Origin of the sequence: Myxococcus sp. AS-1-15 (assembly GCF_020037055.1) — a bacterium.
In the GTDB taxonomy this organism is placed as follows: domain Bacteria; phylum Myxococcota; class Myxococcia; order Myxococcales; family Myxococcaceae; genus Myxococcus; species Myxococcus fulvus.
Genome location: NZ_JAIQDF010000010.1, coordinates 138210 through 154572 on the forward strand (window position 1 = coordinate 138210; position 16363 = coordinate 154572).

A 16363-nucleotide genomic window follows, 5' to 3' on the forward strand; every position below is an offset into this window, starting at 1 on the left:
GCGCGCTCCTCGGGCCCGAGGCCCTCCCCGCGAGCCTACCGAAATGCGCGCACACCTCGCGCGTCACACCGGGATGTCCATCCACGGCCGGATGGGACGCTCCTCGCGGAACTTCTCGATGACCTCGCTCATCTCCCACGGCGTCCGCGTGTCCGCGAGCGCCTCCAGGTACAGGCACCTGCGCGCCACCGCCGACAAGTCGAACGCCCAGTACATGCTCATCAGCGGGTTGATCCACAGCGTGCTGCCCTGCGTCCGCACCGTGCGGTGCACGTCGCCGTACTCGCCCTCCAGCGCGGACACCACGGAGAGCGAGACGATGCTCGGGGCCCTCGGCATCCGCTCACACACAAACGACACCGCGTCCCTGTACCGCGCCACCTCCGGCATCGACTCCAGCAGCGCGGTGACGCCCAGGTAGCCCCCGTCCTTGCTGAGCGCGGCCACCGACTCCAGGAAGTGCGCGTGGCAGACCCCGTGGTGCCGGTCCACGCCGAAGCCCAGACACACCACCAGCTTCGTCATCTCCGGCAGCGCTTGCACCGCGCCCAGGCTGGAGATGTCCTCCACCGGCGTGCCCAGTCCGACCTCATCCCCGCGCATCAGGATGTCCGTGCCCCCATCCACCAGCACCACCGCGTCGAACCCGAGTTGCGCGCGCAGGGCCGCGTACGCCTCCCGCACCGGCGCCACACCGCCCCGGTCCAGGCAGTGGATGGACACCTCCTCCCCCTGACGCGCGAACCAGCGCGCCAGCCACCCCTCCGGGAAGTAGTGCTCCGGCCCCGCCGTGGTGGCGTCCACACGGACCACCCCTGGCGCCGTCCACTCTCCCTGGACGGCCTCCAGCCGCGTGAAGCTCATGTTCGCCAGCGACACCGTCTTGCCCTGCGCGCGCAGCCGGAAGTACAGCGGCAGCCCGCTGAACACGTCGAAGCCTCCACCGCCCCCGGCGATGAGCACGTGGCGGGCGGAGGCGAGTCGCTCGAACAGCGGAGAAGTGCACAAGTCCACGACGGGATCTCCCTTCACCGGGCCCTGGAGCATCACCCACAGGGCGGCGTACCGACACCTCCGGTATATAGCGCCGCCATGTCCACCCTCATCCTCAGCGCGAAAGAGCTGCGCGGTCTCTACACCGTCGAGCTCGGCCTCCAGGCCGTCGAGAAGGCCTTCCGGGCCCATGGCCGTGGCGAGTCCCTCATGCCGCCCAAGGTGTACCTCTCCCTGCCGCGGTACGACGGCGACTTCCGCGCCATGCCCGCGTTCCTCGACGGCGCGGCGGGCGTGAAGTGGGTCAACGCCCATCCCCAGAACCCCAAGAAGCACGGCCTGCCCACCGTGCGCGCCCTCTACATCCTCAGCGACCCGGACACCGCGTCGCCGCTGGCCATCCTCGACGGCACCTGGCTCACCGCGTGGCGCACCGGCTGCGCCGGCGGCGTCGCGTCCAAGTACCTGGCGAAGCCCCAGCCCCGCACGCTCGGGCTCGTCGGCTGCGGCGTGCAGGCCCGCGTCCTCATCGACGCGCACCGCGCCCTGTTCGGGGAGCTGGAGCTGCTGCTCGCCGATGCCTCCGACGCCGCCGCGAAGGCGCTCCAGGCCGAGAAGGGCGGCCGCGTGGTCAGCCTCCAGGAGGCCTCCGGCGCGGACATCGTCTGCACCTCCACGCCCTCGCGCACCCCGGTGGTGAAGCGCGAGTGGCTCAAGCCCGGCGCCCACATCAACGCGATGGGCGCGGACGCCCCCGGCAAGCAGGAGCTGGACCCGCGCATCCTCACCGAGGGCCGCGTCTTCATCGACGACACCGAGCAGGCCCTGCACTCCGGCGAGGTCAACGTCCCCCTGCACGACGGCCTCCTGCGCGCCGAGCAGATTGCCGGCACCCTCGGCGAGGTCGTCGCCGGCAAGAAGCCCGGCCGCGCCGGGGAGGAGATCAGCATCTTCGACTCCACCGGCCTCGCGCTGCAGGACGTGGCCCTCGCCCGCGCGCTCTACGACGTCGCCCGGGCCAAGGGCGTCGGCCAGACGCTCGACATCGTCGGAGGCTGAAGCCCGCCCGGGAAGGCCGTGTCCCACCTCGCGCGAGCGGACACCCCGCGCGAGGTCTGCGCCCCGCTGAGATGCACCGCGGTGTCGCACCGTGGTGTCGCACCGTGGTCCTCACCTCTCCTCGCGCGGAGCCGCCCCCACTTCACGGCCGTGAGGCCGACACACCCGCTCGAGCGCGCCCCCACCCCGCCCGGCGGTGTGCTCGCGGCCTCGTGACGGGGGCGTCACGGAAGTCCCACTTGCGGGTCTTTCCAGACCCCTCCGGGCACGCCGCCCTCCCACGAACGGTGGGTGTCACTTAAAACCCCGTTATCACTGAAACTGTCCGATTTTCGGTGACTGGACAATTTCAACCACTGTGGAGTATTTCACGAATACGCGCTGCCTGTGGGGGGGCCAAACGACATCCTGAAGGAGCTGACCTGGGAGGATGACCTCGAGTCATCCGCCCGGAGAGGCCGGATTGCGTCCAGGCGCCCCGGAGGTGACGCGCCCAGTGCCAATGCCTGGCACCGGCCCTTCGCCTGTCCGGAGACCCATGTTCCACCCCGCCTCGTCGCGGCGTGTCGCGCGTCCGTCGGCCCTCGTCGGCCTCGTGACGCTGCTGCTCGCCTTCCTGTCCACGCCTGCCTCCGCGCAGACGCAGACCAACGCCCAGGCCACCCAACGGGCCATCAACTTCCTCAGCTCGGATGTGGCCACGTGGGTGTCGGCCAACGGCTGCGCGGCATGCCACCGCGTGGGCGCATCGACGTTCGGTCTGGCCGCGGCGCGGGCCAACGGCTACGACATGAGCGTCGTCGTCTCGAACGGGCGGACCAACCAGTACAACCTGGAGTTCCTCGGCCAGCGCATCAAGACGGAGCAGCTGGCGAACGGCTCGTGGATTCACGAGGGCACGTCGTTCCGCAACGAGAAGACGTCCTACTCCACGTTCGGCCTGGCCGGGTACGACCAGTACGTGTCCACGCAGTACAGCGCGGGGCTGGTGGCGGCGGCCAACTGGGCGCTGCTCACGCAGGAGGCCAGCGGCCGGTGGCCGTCGGACCACGCCAACTTCCCGGTGGACCACGGCAGCGTGCCCACCACCGCGCGCATCATGGTGGGCATCGCCCAGGCGAAGCAGCGCGTGGACCCGGCCCGGGCCGCGCAGTACCAGACCGCCCTGGACCGCGCCGCCGCCTACCTGCGCGCCAACCTGGACAACGCGGACCAGTCCGCCACGGGCAACGGCATGCCGTACACCTTCCAGGTGGCCTGGGCCGTGGTGGGCCTGAAGGCCGCGGGCCCTGGCCCCTCCAACGTGAACACCACCGCCATCGACACGCTGGCCAACCGGCTGCTCACCCGCGCCTCGCCCGGCAACCCGGGCTGGGGTGACCTGCCCAACACGGCCGCCAACGACATGTCCACCGGCAGCGCCATCTACGCCCTGTGCCTGGCCGGCCGCGAGCCCGCCACGGACCCGCGCGTGCGCAGCAGCATCGAGTGGCTCAAGACGCGCCAGTCCGCGGACGGCAGCTGGCGCACGGGCTCGGCCACGTTCGACATCCCCACGACGTTCGCGGCGCTGGGCCTGTCCTGCTACGGCGACTTCAGCGTGCACGTCACGGTGGTGGGCGAGGCGCGCAAGGAGCTGGTCATCGGCTCGCAGCAGGGCCAGCAGACGACGTTCACCTTCAACGTGAAGAACCACGGCTACCAGGCGGACACGTACACGCTGAGCACGTCGGGCGGGCTCCCCGGCTGGGCCTCCTTCCCCAACCCCGTCAGCCTCTTCCTGCCCGCGGGCGGCGAGGGCACCGTCACCGTCACCGTCAACGCGCCGGCGAACCTGCTGCCCGCGCTCACGTCCGAGTTCACGCTCACCGCCACGTCCGGCGGCGCCCCGGGGGTGTCCGGCTCCGCGCGCGTCAACGCGTACACGCCGCCCCTGCCGCCCGTCACGGGCCTGGCCACCACGACCACCATCCAGGCGCCCGCGGTCAACGCGCACATCACCATCGGCACGGGCAACGTGCTGTCGGCGCGCGTGCGTGACGCCAACAACAACCCCGTCGTGGGCCCCACCCACGGCGTCGTCACGTTCTACGTGGCCGGCGTCCCGGTGGGCGCGGACGCGGACGTCAACGCGGACGGCCTGTTCACCTTCGACTGGGTGCCGCCCTCGGACGCGTGGACGGTGACGGGCGCGCAGGACTTCCGCGCGGTGTACTCGGGCATCGAGCGCCAGGCGCCGCTGTCCAACCTGCTGGGCAGCACCGACGCGCGCACCGTCATCATCGACCCGTTCCCGCACCTGACGCCGTCGGTCACCATCGGCAACCCGCCCGCCTTCACCCGCGAGACGACGCTGGACATCTGGGGCTACGCCACGCCGCGCGCGCCCGGGGCCGTCGTCACCTACGCGGCCTTCATCATCAACGGCGCCACCGTCATCCCGCTCACGCCGGGCAACGGCGGCCTCATCTACACGACCATCACCCTGCAGGAAGGCCCGAACATCATCCAGCTCACCGCACGCGACAGCTTCGGCGGGGTGACGACGAAGCAGGTCAACCTCACGGTGGACCGCGTGCCGCCCATCCTGACGGTGCAGTCGCCGGTGAACGGCGCGGCGCTGGGCCAGCTCAACGTGACGGTGACGTCGTCGGTGCAGGACCAGACGCCGGTGCGCGTGGAGACGCAGTGGGTGGCGTCGTCCATCCTGGAGTTCGGCAACGGCACGGTGGAGCACACGGTGCCCATGAACTACGGCGACCAGGTCATCCTGGTGCGCGCCACGGACAGCGCCTTCAACGTGACGGAGAAGCTGGTGTTCATCTGGGTGGACCCGGGCACGCCCGTCGTCTCCACCAACCCCGGTGACAACCAGCTCTTCGGCGCGCAGCCCAACCACCAGCTGACGTACACGGTCAACGTGCAGTCGCTGTCCGCCACGACGGTGCGCATCAACGGCGGCGCGGCGCTCTCCGTGGCCCGCGGCGGCGGCGCGGTGCAGAGCACGCTGACGCTCAGCCCGGGCGTCAACAACCTCTCCATCGTCACGCTGAGCGAGACGGGCGTGTCCACCACCACCACGCGTCGGGTGAACTACGACGTGCAGGCCCCCACCGCCACGCTGCTGTCGCCCGCCTCGGGCGCCACGGTGAGCGGCACCATCACCCTGCGCGCGCGCGTCACCGACAACTTCGGCCCCATCACCAACGTGGGCTTCAGCCGCGACATGTCCGGCATCCGCCCGGGCACGCAGCAGGCGAACGGTGACTGGACGGCGACGCTCGACACCACCGAGCTGCTGGACGGCTCGCACACCGTCGACGTGTGGATGAGCGACGGCGTGGGCAACTCCACGGTCCAGCGCTTCAACTTCTTCGTCGACAACTGATGCACCCGTAGGTCCGGGGTGGCCTCTTCACGGGAGGCCACCCCGTTGCTTCGTGTGGGCCCGAGTCCTCGTGGCCCCTCGCCGGACCGCTCAGCCCAGCAGAAGGGCCAGCTTCTCGTGGCCCTTCTGCCGGGCGCGGTCCGCCGCCGTCTCTCCCTCCAGGTTGCGCAGCGACTTGTTCGCGCCCGCGGCGAGCAGCACCTCCACCACGTCCTGCAGCCCGTTGCGCGCCGCCGTGTGCAGGGGCGTGTTCCCATCCAGGTCCGGGATGTCCGGGTTGGCCTTGCGCGCCAGCAGCGCCTGCACGCTGCTCACGAGCCCCATCCACGACGCGAGGAACAGGGGCGTCGCGCCGGACGCGTCGCGCGCGTCGACGTCCTGCGTGGGCCGGTGCTCGAGCACCAGCGCCAGCGCCGCGAAGCGCTTCATCGCCGCGTAGTGCAGCAGGTTCTGCTGGTCCGGCGCCACGGGCTTCGTGGTGTCGAGCCCCGTCTCCAGCATCGCCTTGATGACCGAGGGCGGCTGCCCCAACCCCACCGCCATGGACGCGGGCGTGACGAGCACCTGCTCCGGCGGCGTGCCCAGGTCCACCCACTCGTCCAGCGGCGCGCCCGCGGCGACGAGCGCCAGGACGAACTCCTCGGGCAGCCGGTGCAGGAGCGCCTTCGCCAGCGCCGTCTCACCCTTCTGGTCCTTCGTGCCCGGCTTCGCGCCGTGCGCGAGCAGCAGCTTCACCGCCGCCCCCGCCATGTGCTCGCGCTCGCCCTTCTTGTACCGGTCCCCCTCGCGCTCGCGGTACAGCTGCACCAGCAGGTGCAGCGGCGCCATGCCGGACGGGCCCACCGCGTCCGGGTTGGCCCCCGCCTTCAGCAGCGCCTCCGCGATGCCCAGGTGGTGCGTGCGCAGCGCCAGCTCCAGCGGCGTCACCGACGCCTTGGCGCTCACCCCGTCCGCCTTCGCCCCCCGCGCGAGCAGCACCTCCACCGCGCCCAGCGCCTCCGGCGACGTGCCGCGCACACAGGCCTGGTGCAGCGCCGTCCACCCCTCCTCCTCGTCACTGCCCGCGCCCTGCGCCGCGTTCACGTCCGCGCCCGCGTCCAGCAGCACCGTCAGGATGTCCCGCGCCTTCGTACCCGCGCGCGCGGCCGCCATGCCGAGCGGGGCCCGACCGAACCCGTCGCGGACACTCCAATCCACCATCGCGACCTGCGTCTTCACGGCGGCGACATCGTCCTGGGAGATGGCTTCGAGCAGCGCTTGAGACATTCGAGGGTCGTCCTTCCTGTCCCCACGCGCGAGAGCGACGAGCACCGGAATGGGCCACGAGATGGGGCGCGAGACAGGCTGTCTTCCTCGCATGTTTCAGCGCGCCCGGTCAGCAGCCAACCGCGATGACACGACGCATCCATCACCGCGAGCAGTGCACACGGACCTCACGAGTCCGGACACACCCTGGAGTCTGACATTGTGAGAGCCCCGTCTCGCGAGCCGCGAGAGCCACAGGGCCCGGCGCCTCGCTCGCCCACCGAGGCGGGGCTCGGGCGCGTTACACAATGACTGTCATTCGGGATTCCATGGACAGGAGGAATCGACTCGCGGATTCCCGAGCAAATCCCCCGTGCTCACCCAGTATGCCGCTCTCGCGGACACCCTCCTCATGACCCGGTGCTGGGTCTGATGACACCTTCTACACCTGCCCTGCGGGCAGGCGCGAAAGTGCGGGCTCCTTTGTTTGTGATTGAGCGCGTGCCGGTCATGATTCGTCCCGGGCGCCGAGTCTCTGGGCGTGCACCGCGCGCGGGCCCGGCTCCATGGGAACACGTCCGATGTCCATCCGCGCGCGCTCGCTTCGTTCCGTCTCGTCCTCGCTCTGGGGGCTCGTGCTCGTCACGCTGCTGTCGGCCACGGCCTCTCGCGCGAACGAGCGCGTGGCGGCGGCCCAGCGCGCGCTCGACTTCGTCAGCGCGGACGCCGTCACGTGGACGAAGGACCAGGGCTGCACCTCATGCCACCGCCACGGCGCCACGCTCTTCGGCCTCACCCAGGCCGGCGCCAACGGCTTCGACCTGGACACCGCCACGACCAACGGGCGCACCAACCGCGAGAACATGGAGCGGCTCGCGCGCGATTTGCTCGTGGGCCAGGACGCGAGCGGCTCGTGGTCGCTGGAGGGCGTGCACTACCGCAACGCGTACACCAGCTACGCGGCCTTCGGGCTCGCGGGCTACGACGCGAAGGTGGGCACCCGGCACTCGGAGGCGCTCGCGCGCGCGGCGGACTGGGCCGTGAGCACGCAGGAGCTGAGCGGGCGCTGGGTGGAGGACTATCCGCTCCGGCCCGTGGGCGCCTCCAACATGGGCGTCACCGCGCGGCTGATGACGGCGCTCGCCCAGGCCCGCGTGCACGCCGACCCCGCTCGCGCCGCCCGGTACCAGGACGCGCTCCGCCGCGCCGCCGCGTACCTGCGCGAGCACCTGAACGACCTGTCGGAAGGGCCCTTCGACGACGCCCAGCGCTACACGTACCAGGTGGCGTGGACGGCCGTGGGCCTGAAGGCCGCGGGCCCCGGTGAGCAGGGTGAGAACACGGCCGCGCTGGAGTCCGTGGCCACGCGGCTGCTCGCCACGCGCACGCTCGACGATGCGCCGGGCTGGGGCAGCCTCGACCAGGAGGCCCCGGACGAGACCTCCACCAGCTTCGCCCTGTACGCGCTGTGCCTCGCGGGCCGCACGCCGGAGCAGGAGCCTCGCGTGGCCCGGGCGCTCGAGTGGCTCATCTCACGGCAGGCCGAGGACGGAGGCTGGGGCGTGGGCACCTCGCGCCACCCGGACATCCCCACCACCTTCGCCACGCTCGCGCTGTCCTGCTTCCCCGACAAGGGTGACAGCGTCAGCGTCACCGTGGACGACGCCGCGAGCAAACCCGTGGCCCAGGCCCTGCCCCATCCCCAGCGCGTCACGTACACGCTCTGGGTCCTCCACGAGGGCGCTCGCGCGGACACGTTCACGCTCGAGGCCTCGGGCGGGCTGCCGGGCTGGACGGCGACGCTGGACCGCACCACCGTGACGCTCGCTCCGGGTGAGCGGACCTCCGTGGCGCTCTCGGTGGGAACGCCCGTCGAGCTCGCCCCGTCCCTCACCTCGGAGGTCCAGGTGACGGCCACGTCGATGAGCAGGCCGGGCGTTTCGGGCGCTACGTGGGTCACCGCGTACACGAATCCTCCGCCTCCCACCGAGGGCCTGGAGACCACCACCACGGTGCTCGCGGGTGCGCAGCTCACGGTGGGCCGGGACAACCCGCTGTCGGCCCGCGTGACGAGCGCCGATGGCTGGCGCGCGCGGGGCCCGGGACAGGGACAGGTCACATTCCAGGTGGCCGGCGTCACCGTGGGGACGGACCACGACGCGGATGGGGATGGGGTGTACTCGGTGGTGTGGCGGCCGCGAGGGGGCTGGGAGGTGCTGGGCGCCTCGGAGGTGCGCGCGGTGTACTCGGGCGTGACGCTCCAGCCTCGCGAGGCGAACCGCCTGGGCAGCAGCGGGACGCGCGCGGTGGAGATTCTGCCATCGCCGGACCCGCTGCCCTCGGTGACGCTGTGCGGACTGCCCGACTTCATGGGCGAGACGAGCCTGGGCGTGTGCGGCTTCGTGACGGCGCTGGCGCCCGGGGCCACCATCGAGTCCGCCGCGTTCATCCTCCACGGTGAGCAGTACCCGGTGGTGCCCGAGGAAAGCGGCGGCTTCGTGTGGACGGAGCTCCCGCTGCGCGACGGCCTCAACGTCATCCAGTTGGTGGCCACCGACACGTTCGGCGGACGCTCCAGCCAGCAGGCCACGGTGCGCGTGGACGCGGTGGCGCCTGGCATCACCGTGCTGTACCCCGCGGAGGGCTCGATGGTGGGCTCGCTGCTGACGGAGGTCCGCGTGTGGGTGGACGATGCCTCCCCCGTGCGCGTGGAGACCAACTGGGTGCACGTCACGGAGGTGCCCGCGGGCGGAGGACTGGTGGCGCACGAGCTGGCGCTCACCCCCGGGGCCAACGAGGTGCTGATTCGCGCGACGGACGCGGCGGGCCACGTCACGGAGCACGTGCTCACCTTCTGGGTGGACGCCGAGGCGCCGTGGCTCGTGGCGGGCCTTCCGGACGGGTGGCTCGTGGGGCCGCAGCCCGGGGACATGATGGACTACGAGCTGGCCGTGTACTCGGAGTCCGCCACGCGGGTGGAGGTGACGCCCGGCGGGGGCTCGTACGAGGTGCCGCGCGGCGGAGGCGTCTTCGTGGCCCGGCTGCCCCTGGTGCCTGGGGACAACGTCTTCACGATGGTCGCGACGAGCGAGACGGGCCTGAGCACCACCCTCACCCGCACGGTGCGCTACGACGACACGCCCCCGCGCGCCCAGCTGCTCTCACCCGGACCGGACGAGGCCGTCTCCGGCATCGTGGTGCTGGAGGCCCGGGTGACGGACGACGTGAGCGGCGTGAGGAGCGTGGCCTTCACGCGGGACGGCTCGGGCATCCGCGCGGGGACGGACCAGGGTGATGGCGTGTGGACGGCGGAGCTGGACACGCGCGAGCTGCTGGACGGCCCTCACACCGTGGAGGTGTGGATGGAGGACTCCGCGGGGAACTTCATCATCCAGACCTTCCCCTTCGTCACCCGCAACCAGCCGTAGCGCGACGTCAGCGCGGCAGGGGCGTGGCCACGTAGTCCGTCCCCTGGTCCGCGTGGCAGCCGTGGCACGTGTCGTGGCCCCGGCCGTAGTAGTTGTCGTCGTAGTCGGGGCCGAAGCCCTCGTAGAAGACCCAGGTGTCCTTGCCGGTGCCCTCGGCCACCTTGATGTCGAGGGCGTGGCCTCGCGTCGTGCGGCCGTCCGACTCGAACAGCTCCTTCACGGTGATGCTGCCCACGGGGTGGACGCGGTTGCCCTCCGCCATGGAGCGGGCCAGCACGTCGTTGAAGAACACCCGCACCCGGTCGCCATGGGAGCGCACCGAGCGACGGGGCGCCGGCTCCGCGAGCCACTCCCGATAGCGCCCCTCCCGCACGAAGGCGGTGATGCCCGCCTCGGACGTGTCCAGGCCTCCCACCTCCCCCAGGCCCTCGTCGACGGAGGACGAGGGTCCACAGGCGACCAGCGCCAGGAGCACGGTGCACGGCAGGGAGGAGGGACGCACGTGGGGCCTCGTGAGGAGAGGCGCGGACCGGAGCCGGCCCGCGCGGGGACACCCTCGCTACGCCGGGACGTGCCCGCGGGTTACAGCCCGGGGATTTCCGGGGGTTTCATCCACGGCGTGACAGGACACGACCTGTTCCATCACTGAATGTGGTCCCTCCCTGTTAGGTTCGTTACCCAGGAGGTCGTCACCCAGTGTTCCAACCCTACCCCCGGGTCATGTCGATGATTGCCCCCTTTGCTCCGTGGCCCGTTGCATCCCCCGTCACCCGCATGGCCCACAGCCCCCGAGGCGCCCCATGACGACGGGCCATCCCCTCGCGCTGCGTCCCGGGATGAAGGTGGGCCCGTGGCGCGTCCGAGCCCGACTGGGCCAGGGCGCCTTCGGCGCGGTGTTCCAGGTGGAGCAGGGCGGGCGCCTGCACGCGCTCAAGTTCGCGCTGCGAGGACCGGGCAGCGAGGACCTGGACCGCACGGACGCGCGCGCCGTCCGGGAGCTCGCGTGTCTGCTGCACGCGGTGCATCCGCATGTCGTGCGCGTCTGGGCGCACGGGCGCTGGCCGGATGTGAGGACGGGGTACCACTACGTGGTGCTCGACTACGTGGAGGGCGCCACCCTGGCCACGTGGGTGAAGCGCGAGGCCCCCTCCGCGCGGCGGGTGGCCCGGCTGTTCTCCCAGCTCGCGTGGACGCTGGGGGAGCTGCACTCGCGCCACGTCTTCCACCGGGACCTCAAGCCCTCCAACATCCTCGTGCGCGCCTCGGACGAGTCGCCCGTGCTGGTGGACTTCGGCAGCGCCAACCACGCGGAGTCGCAGCCCCTCACCGAAGGCCCGCTGCCGCCGGGCACGCCCCAGTACCGGAGCCCGGAGGCCCTGCGCTTCCACCGCGAGCACCACGCCCAGCGCGCCGCGCGCTACGCCTTCCGCGCCACGGATGACCTCTATGCGCTGGGCGTCTCGCTGCACGAGATGCTCACGGGCGCGCCGGCGTTCTCGCTCACGCTGCCGCGCGAGGTCCTCTCCGAGCACATCGAGACGCGCATGCCCGCGCCCGCGTCCTCGCTGAACGCGCGCGTCCCGAGTGAGCTGGACGCCATCACCCAGCGGCTGCTGCGCAAGAAGCCCGAGGAGCGCTTCCAGGAGGGAGGCTCGCTGCACGCGGCGCTGGAGGCGGCGCTGCGCTCGGCGACGCCCGAGTGGGACCGGCCGCTGTTCCCACGGACTCCGTCACCCTCGGACTCCGAGGCGACACGGAGGAAGCTGTCACCGGACGACGCCTCCGAGAGTCCGTGGCCCGTGCGACTGGCGCGACGGCACCTGCGACATGCGACCTCGTCGGGAGGCTCCCGTGTGGGCCTCGGATCCGAGGACGCCCACCCGCACGAGCACAGCGTGGATCCACGTGAGGGTGCGCATCTCCAGGCGGGGGCCTCTTCCGCGGTGGCCCACCCGCACGAGCACTCCGTGGACTCCCACGAGGCGGTGCAGCCCCACATGAGGCCCCCTTCGGAGAACGCCCGCCCGCACGAGCGCGGCGAGGAGCCCCATGGGGCGGCACGTCGTCGTGCGAGGCCCCCTTCCGAGGGGACCCTCGGGCACACCGCGGATCCACATGAGGCGGCGCGTCGTCGCGTGAGGACGCCGTCCGAGGGCGCTCACTCGCACCCGTCCCCCTCCTCCGAGGGGAGGCGCGCCCACCCGCGCTCCACCCCGCCCCGAGGGAGTCGCGCGCCCCTCCGTCGCATCACTCCGACAGAAGAGGCCCTTGCCCTCGCGTGGCTGCGTCGGGTGGACCCGGCCCACTGGAGCCGCGCGCGGAAGCTCTGGGTGGCGGGCACGTGGCTGGGCCTGTTGTTCCTGTTCGGGGGCACCTTCGCCGCCCTGCGCTGCACCCTGGAGTCCACCCTGGAGAGCGCCGCGCACCCCGGCGCCTCCCTCCAGTCACCCCGCCCCGAGCGGATCCGCGACCGGCGCCCGTGACGGCCTCCTCGGCGATCCAGGTCGGGAGCATCCCCCTCGGCCCCTCCTCCAGCGAACCCACGAGGCTCGCGAGGAGGGCGCCGTCACCCACGGCCCCGTGCACCGGGGCCGCGAGGCGTCACTTCTTCTTCTGCTGCATCGCCGAGGCGACCAGGTTCATCAGCTTCAGCTGCACCGGGGACAGCTTGCGCAGGTTGCGCATCAGCCGCCGCATCTCCGGCGTGTCGTCCTCGCGGGCCTTCGCGCCCGACTTGTCCTTCGCGGGAGGCGGCGCCGCCAGGTCATCCCCCAACCCCAGCAGCTGGTGCGGCGGCACGTTGAGCACCACGCACAGTCGCCGCAGGTTCTGCACGCTGGGGAGCATGTGGCCCCGCTCCAGGCGCCCGTACACCTCCGACGCCATGCCGATGCGCTCCGCCACATCCGCCTGCGTCAGTCCCATCCGCACCCGGGCGGCCCTCGCCGCCGCGCCCAGCATGCTCGCCAGTTCTGTGTCCATGCCTGTGTCAGTCGTCCACGAAAGGAGGGGCCGTGCTCCAGGCACCCCGAAGGCCCCTGGATAACCCTGAAGGTCGGGTACTTTCACCATACCTTCAGCGTTTTTTCAAACACGCGCGACGCCTCGCGTCGCACCCGCCCGCGCCTCTGGTGGCACCCATGCCACGCGCTCTGGTGAGCACCCGCCTCACGGCGCCGACGACGGTGTGCTCTCCGCGATGTCCATCAACGCGCGACGCCGCTCCGCCGCCGTGAAGAGCATCGCCAACGGCAGCCCCAGGAAGACGGCGTGCAACACGATTTGGGCGAACTGCGGCACGTCGAGGAACCACGGGTAGTAGCCACGCGCGACGAACTGGAAGTCCACCAGCCACACGCCGATGCCGAACAGCATCCCCACCGCGGCCTGGAACTCCCAACGCCCGCGTCCATCCGGCGGCAGCATCGCGTCCAGGAACGAGTAGAACAGCCCGACGATGGCGGACACCGTCAGGTGCATCCCCACGCCCAGCATCACCAACGTCCCCAGCGGGTAGTCCTCGCCGAAGGCCCGTGGCCCCAACACCACGCTCGCGGACATGCGCACCGGCCGCCATGGGCTGTCACCCGAGGCCAGGGCCATCACCACCTCCGCGAGCGCCAGCACCACGCCCGCGGCCACTCCGAACAGCAGCCCGTTCGTGGCAGACCAGGGGGTGTACCGCCTCCGTGCCGCCATTTGGCTTCTCCTTGTCCGGGGCCGCTGTCCGCCCCTTGTGTCAACCTGAGCACGTTCGCCATCCACGGGCAGCCAGCGCACGGCGACGGCTCGGGATGTCGCCTCCCCCTCGGGCACGCGGACGGCGCTCCAGGGCGGCCCTGGCGCTCGCCCCGCCCCCGCCTGGACTCGCGAGCCCACGCCCGCTCGCCACCTGTCGTTTCTTCCGTCTCCCAGGGCGTTGTTCGGTAACTCCTTCAGGCTCAAACCACCTCCCCCGCACCCATGCTCCGAGTCCCAGGCGACATCGCGTGGGCACGGCATTGGCATAGGGCTCTGGCCGATGCCCGCGCAGCTTCGCCAGCGTCCGCAAGGACCTCATCGGATCCACTACTCGCCCCAAGCGTGGCGAGAGGTGGGCCGTATGAGCGCGGAGGCCTTCGGCGAGCTCCAGGGCGCGCTGGAGCGGCTGGGGGACGCGTCCGTCAGGGGGCCGTTGCCGGAGGGCGGCGGAGCGGGGCGCCACCGGCTCTCACGCCACGGGCTGGTGCTGGGCTACGCGTGGGAGGACCGCTCGCGCACGCTGACGCTCCTGTCGCTGGAGCGTGAGCCATGAGCGCGGCCGGGCTCACGCGGCGATGGGCAGCATGCTCCGCACCGCGTCCAGCAGCTCCTCCACGGAGAAGGGCTTTCGCAACAGGCTGTTGGCCCCCGGGGGGATGTCCGTCGTCACCGCGGTGAGCACCATCACCGGCACGTTGCGCAGCCTGGCGATGGCCTTGCGCCGCTCGAGGAACTCGTGTCCGTTCATCTCCGGCATCATCAGGTCGAGCAGGATGAGGCTCGGCACGTAGCGCACGTCCGTCAGCTCCTCCATCGCCTCGCGGCCGTTGCAGGCCACGGTGACGTCGTAGCCCTCGCCCTCGAGGATTTCCGCGATGGCGGCCCGGATGTCGTCCTCGTCCTCCACGACGAGCACGGTGCGGTGCTTCGCAGCACTGGACATGGCACGCAGCATAGGGGCCCCCTCCCCCTCGCGGCGACCGGGGGTCCTGTACGACGCGGGGATAGTGGACAGAACTGCGCGCGGCCCGCGGGGAGGCCAGACGCCCCGCGTGCTCCAGAAACGTACATTCCAGCACGGGGGACTCGGGCCCTGGGGGCCTGGGACTTACCTCCTCGCCCAGGCACTCCCTAGGTTGAGTCCGCCATGTCCCGCACGATGGGCCGCTCGACGACAGCACCGACAGGGGATGGAACGAGGCCGGGGTGGAAGGCGCGCGCGTGGGCGCAGCTGGAGGCCGCGCGCGCGCGGGTGCTGCGCATGCTCGCCGGGCTGCCCGAGCGGGTGTTGATGAACCAGCACTCGCCGCTGATGTCGCCGCTCATCTGGGACGTCGCGCACGTGGCCAACTACGAGGAGCAGTGGCTCTTGCGCGCGCTCGGGGCCCCGGCCCTGACGGACCCGGCCTTCGACACCATCTACGACGCCTTCCGACATCCCAGGAGCACGCGCTCCACGCTCCCGCTGCTCCCTCCCGAGTCCGCCTTCGCCTACGCCGCGCGCGTGCGCGAGGCCGTGCGCGCGCACCTGTCCGAGCACGTCCCCGAGGACGGCGACACGCCGCTGCTCGCCGGGGGCTACGTCTTCGGCATGGTGGCGCAGCACGAACAGCAGCACGCGGAGACGCTCGCGGCCACGCTCCAGTTGATGACGGAGGTGGAGTACCGCCTGCCGCCGGTGCCCGCGCGCCCCGCGCCCGCGCCTGTCTCGCGACACCCCGTGCTCATCTCCGGCGGCGTCGCGCGGCTGGGCAGCACCCACCCGTGGGCCTTCGACAACGAGCGCCCCGTGCACACCCGCGAGGTGCGCCCCTTCTTGCTGGACGCGCACCCCGTCACCAACGGCGAGTACCAGGCCTTCATCGAGGACGGTGGCTACGCCGAGCCGCGCTGGTGGCACCCGAAGGGCTGGGACTTCGTGCGCGCGGAGGCGCTCGCCCATCCGCAGTTCTGGCTGCCACAACAGGCGGGACGCTGGCTGCGCAGGCGCTTCGGTCAGGTGGAGCCGCTGCCCTCGGACGAGCCCGTGCAGCACGTGTGCTGGTACGAAGCGGATGCGTACGCGCGCTGGGCCGGCAAGCGCCTGCCCACCGAGTCCGAGTGGGAGCGCGCCGCGCACGGCGCCTGCGACGTGGCACGCGAGCACCCGTGGGGTGACGCACCTCCCACGGCCGCGCACGCCAACCTGGGCGGAGACACGTGGGGCCCGTTGCCGGTGGGCAGCCACCCCCAGGGCGTGAGCGCCGAGGGGGTCTGGGGCCTGCTGGGCGACGTGTGGGAATGGACGGCGAGCGACTTCCAGCCCTACGCGGGCTTCGGCGCGTTCCCGTATCGCGAGTACTCGGAGGTGTTCTTCGGCGAGGACTACAAGGTGCTGCGAGGAGGAGCGTGGGCGAGCGCACCGGTGGCGGTCCGCAACGGATTCCGCAACTGGGACTACCCCATCCGCCGGCAGATTTTCGCCGGCTTTCGTTGTGCGTCAGAGGCGTGAGGAGAGGCGATGAGCTCG

General features: G+C 71.6%; 12 protein-coding genes. 6 read left to right on the plus strand and 6 right to left on the minus strand.

All coding sequences use genetic code 11. The features are described 5' to 3' along the window. Nucleotides 1-63: 63 nt before the first annotated feature. The gene (locus K8625_RS25805) at nt 64-1014 is read right to left on the minus strand and encodes a DUF1152 domain-containing protein (RefSeq protein ID WP_223750928.1); all 951 of its coding nucleotides are present in this window, start codon (nt 1012-1014) and stop codon (nt 64-66) included. Between the two features lie 78 nt (nt 1015-1092). Between K8625_RS25805 and K8625_RS25810 the strand changes: the two genes are divergently transcribed. Further along, a complete protein-coding gene (locus tag K8625_RS25810; protein ID WP_223750927.1) occupies nt 1093-2052 on the plus strand; it encodes an ornithine cyclodeaminase family protein in 960 nt (319 codons plus the stop codon). Nucleotides 2053-2590: 538 nt separating this feature from the next. After that, a complete protein-coding gene (locus tag K8625_RS25815; protein WP_223784190.1) occupies nt 2591-5440 on the plus strand; it encodes an Ig-like domain-containing protein in 2850 nt (949 codons plus the stop codon). Nucleotides 5441-5530: 90 nt separating this feature from the next. Here the strand turns inward: K8625_RS25815 and K8625_RS25820 are convergent, their stop codons facing one another. Further along, the gene (locus K8625_RS25820; RefSeq protein WP_223784191.1) at nt 5531-6706 is read right to left on the minus strand and encodes an ankyrin repeat domain-containing protein; all 1176 of its coding nucleotides are present in this window, start codon (nt 6704-6706) and stop codon (nt 5531-5533) included. A 560-nt stretch (nt 6707-7266) separates the two neighbouring features. Between K8625_RS25820 and K8625_RS25825 the strand changes: the two genes are divergently transcribed. Further along, nucleotides 7267-10113 (plus strand): Ig-like domain-containing protein, encoded by a 2847-nt coding sequence (locus K8625_RS25825; RefSeq protein WP_223784192.1) that lies wholly within the window; start codon nt 7267-7269, stop codon nt 10111-10113. 7 nt (nt 10114-10120) lie between these two features. Here the strand turns inward: K8625_RS25825 and K8625_RS25830 are convergent, their stop codons facing one another. Further along, nucleotides 10121-10615 (minus strand): hypothetical protein, encoded by a 495-nt coding sequence (locus K8625_RS25830; protein WP_223784193.1) that lies wholly within the window; start codon nt 10613-10615, stop codon nt 10121-10123. Between the two features lie 298 nt (nt 10616-10913). Between K8625_RS25830 and K8625_RS25835 the strand changes: the two genes are divergently transcribed. Then, complete coding sequence (locus tag K8625_RS25835) at nt 10914-12596, plus strand: serine/threonine-protein kinase (protein WP_223784194.1); 1683 nt, start codon at nt 10914-10916, stop codon at nt 12594-12596. Nucleotides 12597-12714: 118 nt separating this feature from the next. On the opposite strand, the gene K8625_RS25840 is transcribed toward K8625_RS25835, so the two are convergent. Together K8625_RS25840 and K8625_RS25845 are read right to left on the minus strand one after the other, a co-directional pair. Beyond that, nucleotides 12715-13095 (minus strand): helix-turn-helix domain-containing protein, encoded by a 381-nt coding sequence (locus K8625_RS25840; protein ID WP_046717224.1) that lies wholly within the window; start codon nt 13093-13095, stop codon nt 12715-12717. Nucleotides 13096-13281: 186 nt separating this feature from the next. Beyond that, the gene (locus K8625_RS25845) at nt 13282-13812 is read right to left on the minus strand and encodes a hypothetical protein (protein ID WP_223750921.1); all 531 of its coding nucleotides are present in this window, start codon (nt 13810-13812) and stop codon (nt 13282-13284) included. A gap of 403 nt (nt 13813-14215) precedes the next feature. Here K8625_RS25845 and K8625_RS25850 point away from each other — a divergent pair, with 403 nt between their 5' ends. Then, nucleotides 14216-14407, plus strand: coding sequence for a hypothetical protein (locus K8625_RS25850; protein ID WP_141325115.1), 192 nt, complete (start codon nt 14216-14218; stop codon nt 14405-14407). 12 nt (nt 14408-14419) lie between these two features. On the opposite strand, the gene K8625_RS25855 is transcribed toward K8625_RS25850, so the two are convergent. Further along, nucleotides 14420-14809 carry a response regulator transcription factor gene (locus K8625_RS25855; RefSeq protein ID WP_223750920.1) on the minus strand — a complete coding sequence of 130 codons (390 nt, stop codon included), beginning with the start codon at nt 14807-14809 and terminating at the stop codon, nt 14420-14422. A gap of 192 nt (nt 14810-15001) precedes the next feature. Between K8625_RS25855 and egtB the strand changes: the two genes are divergently transcribed. Next, nucleotides 15002-16345, plus strand: a complete 1344-nt coding sequence (egtB, locus tag K8625_RS25860; protein WP_223750919.1) for an ergothioneine biosynthesis protein EgtB — start codon at nt 15002-15004, stop codon at nt 16343-16345. Nucleotides 16346-16363: the final 18 nt, after the last annotated feature.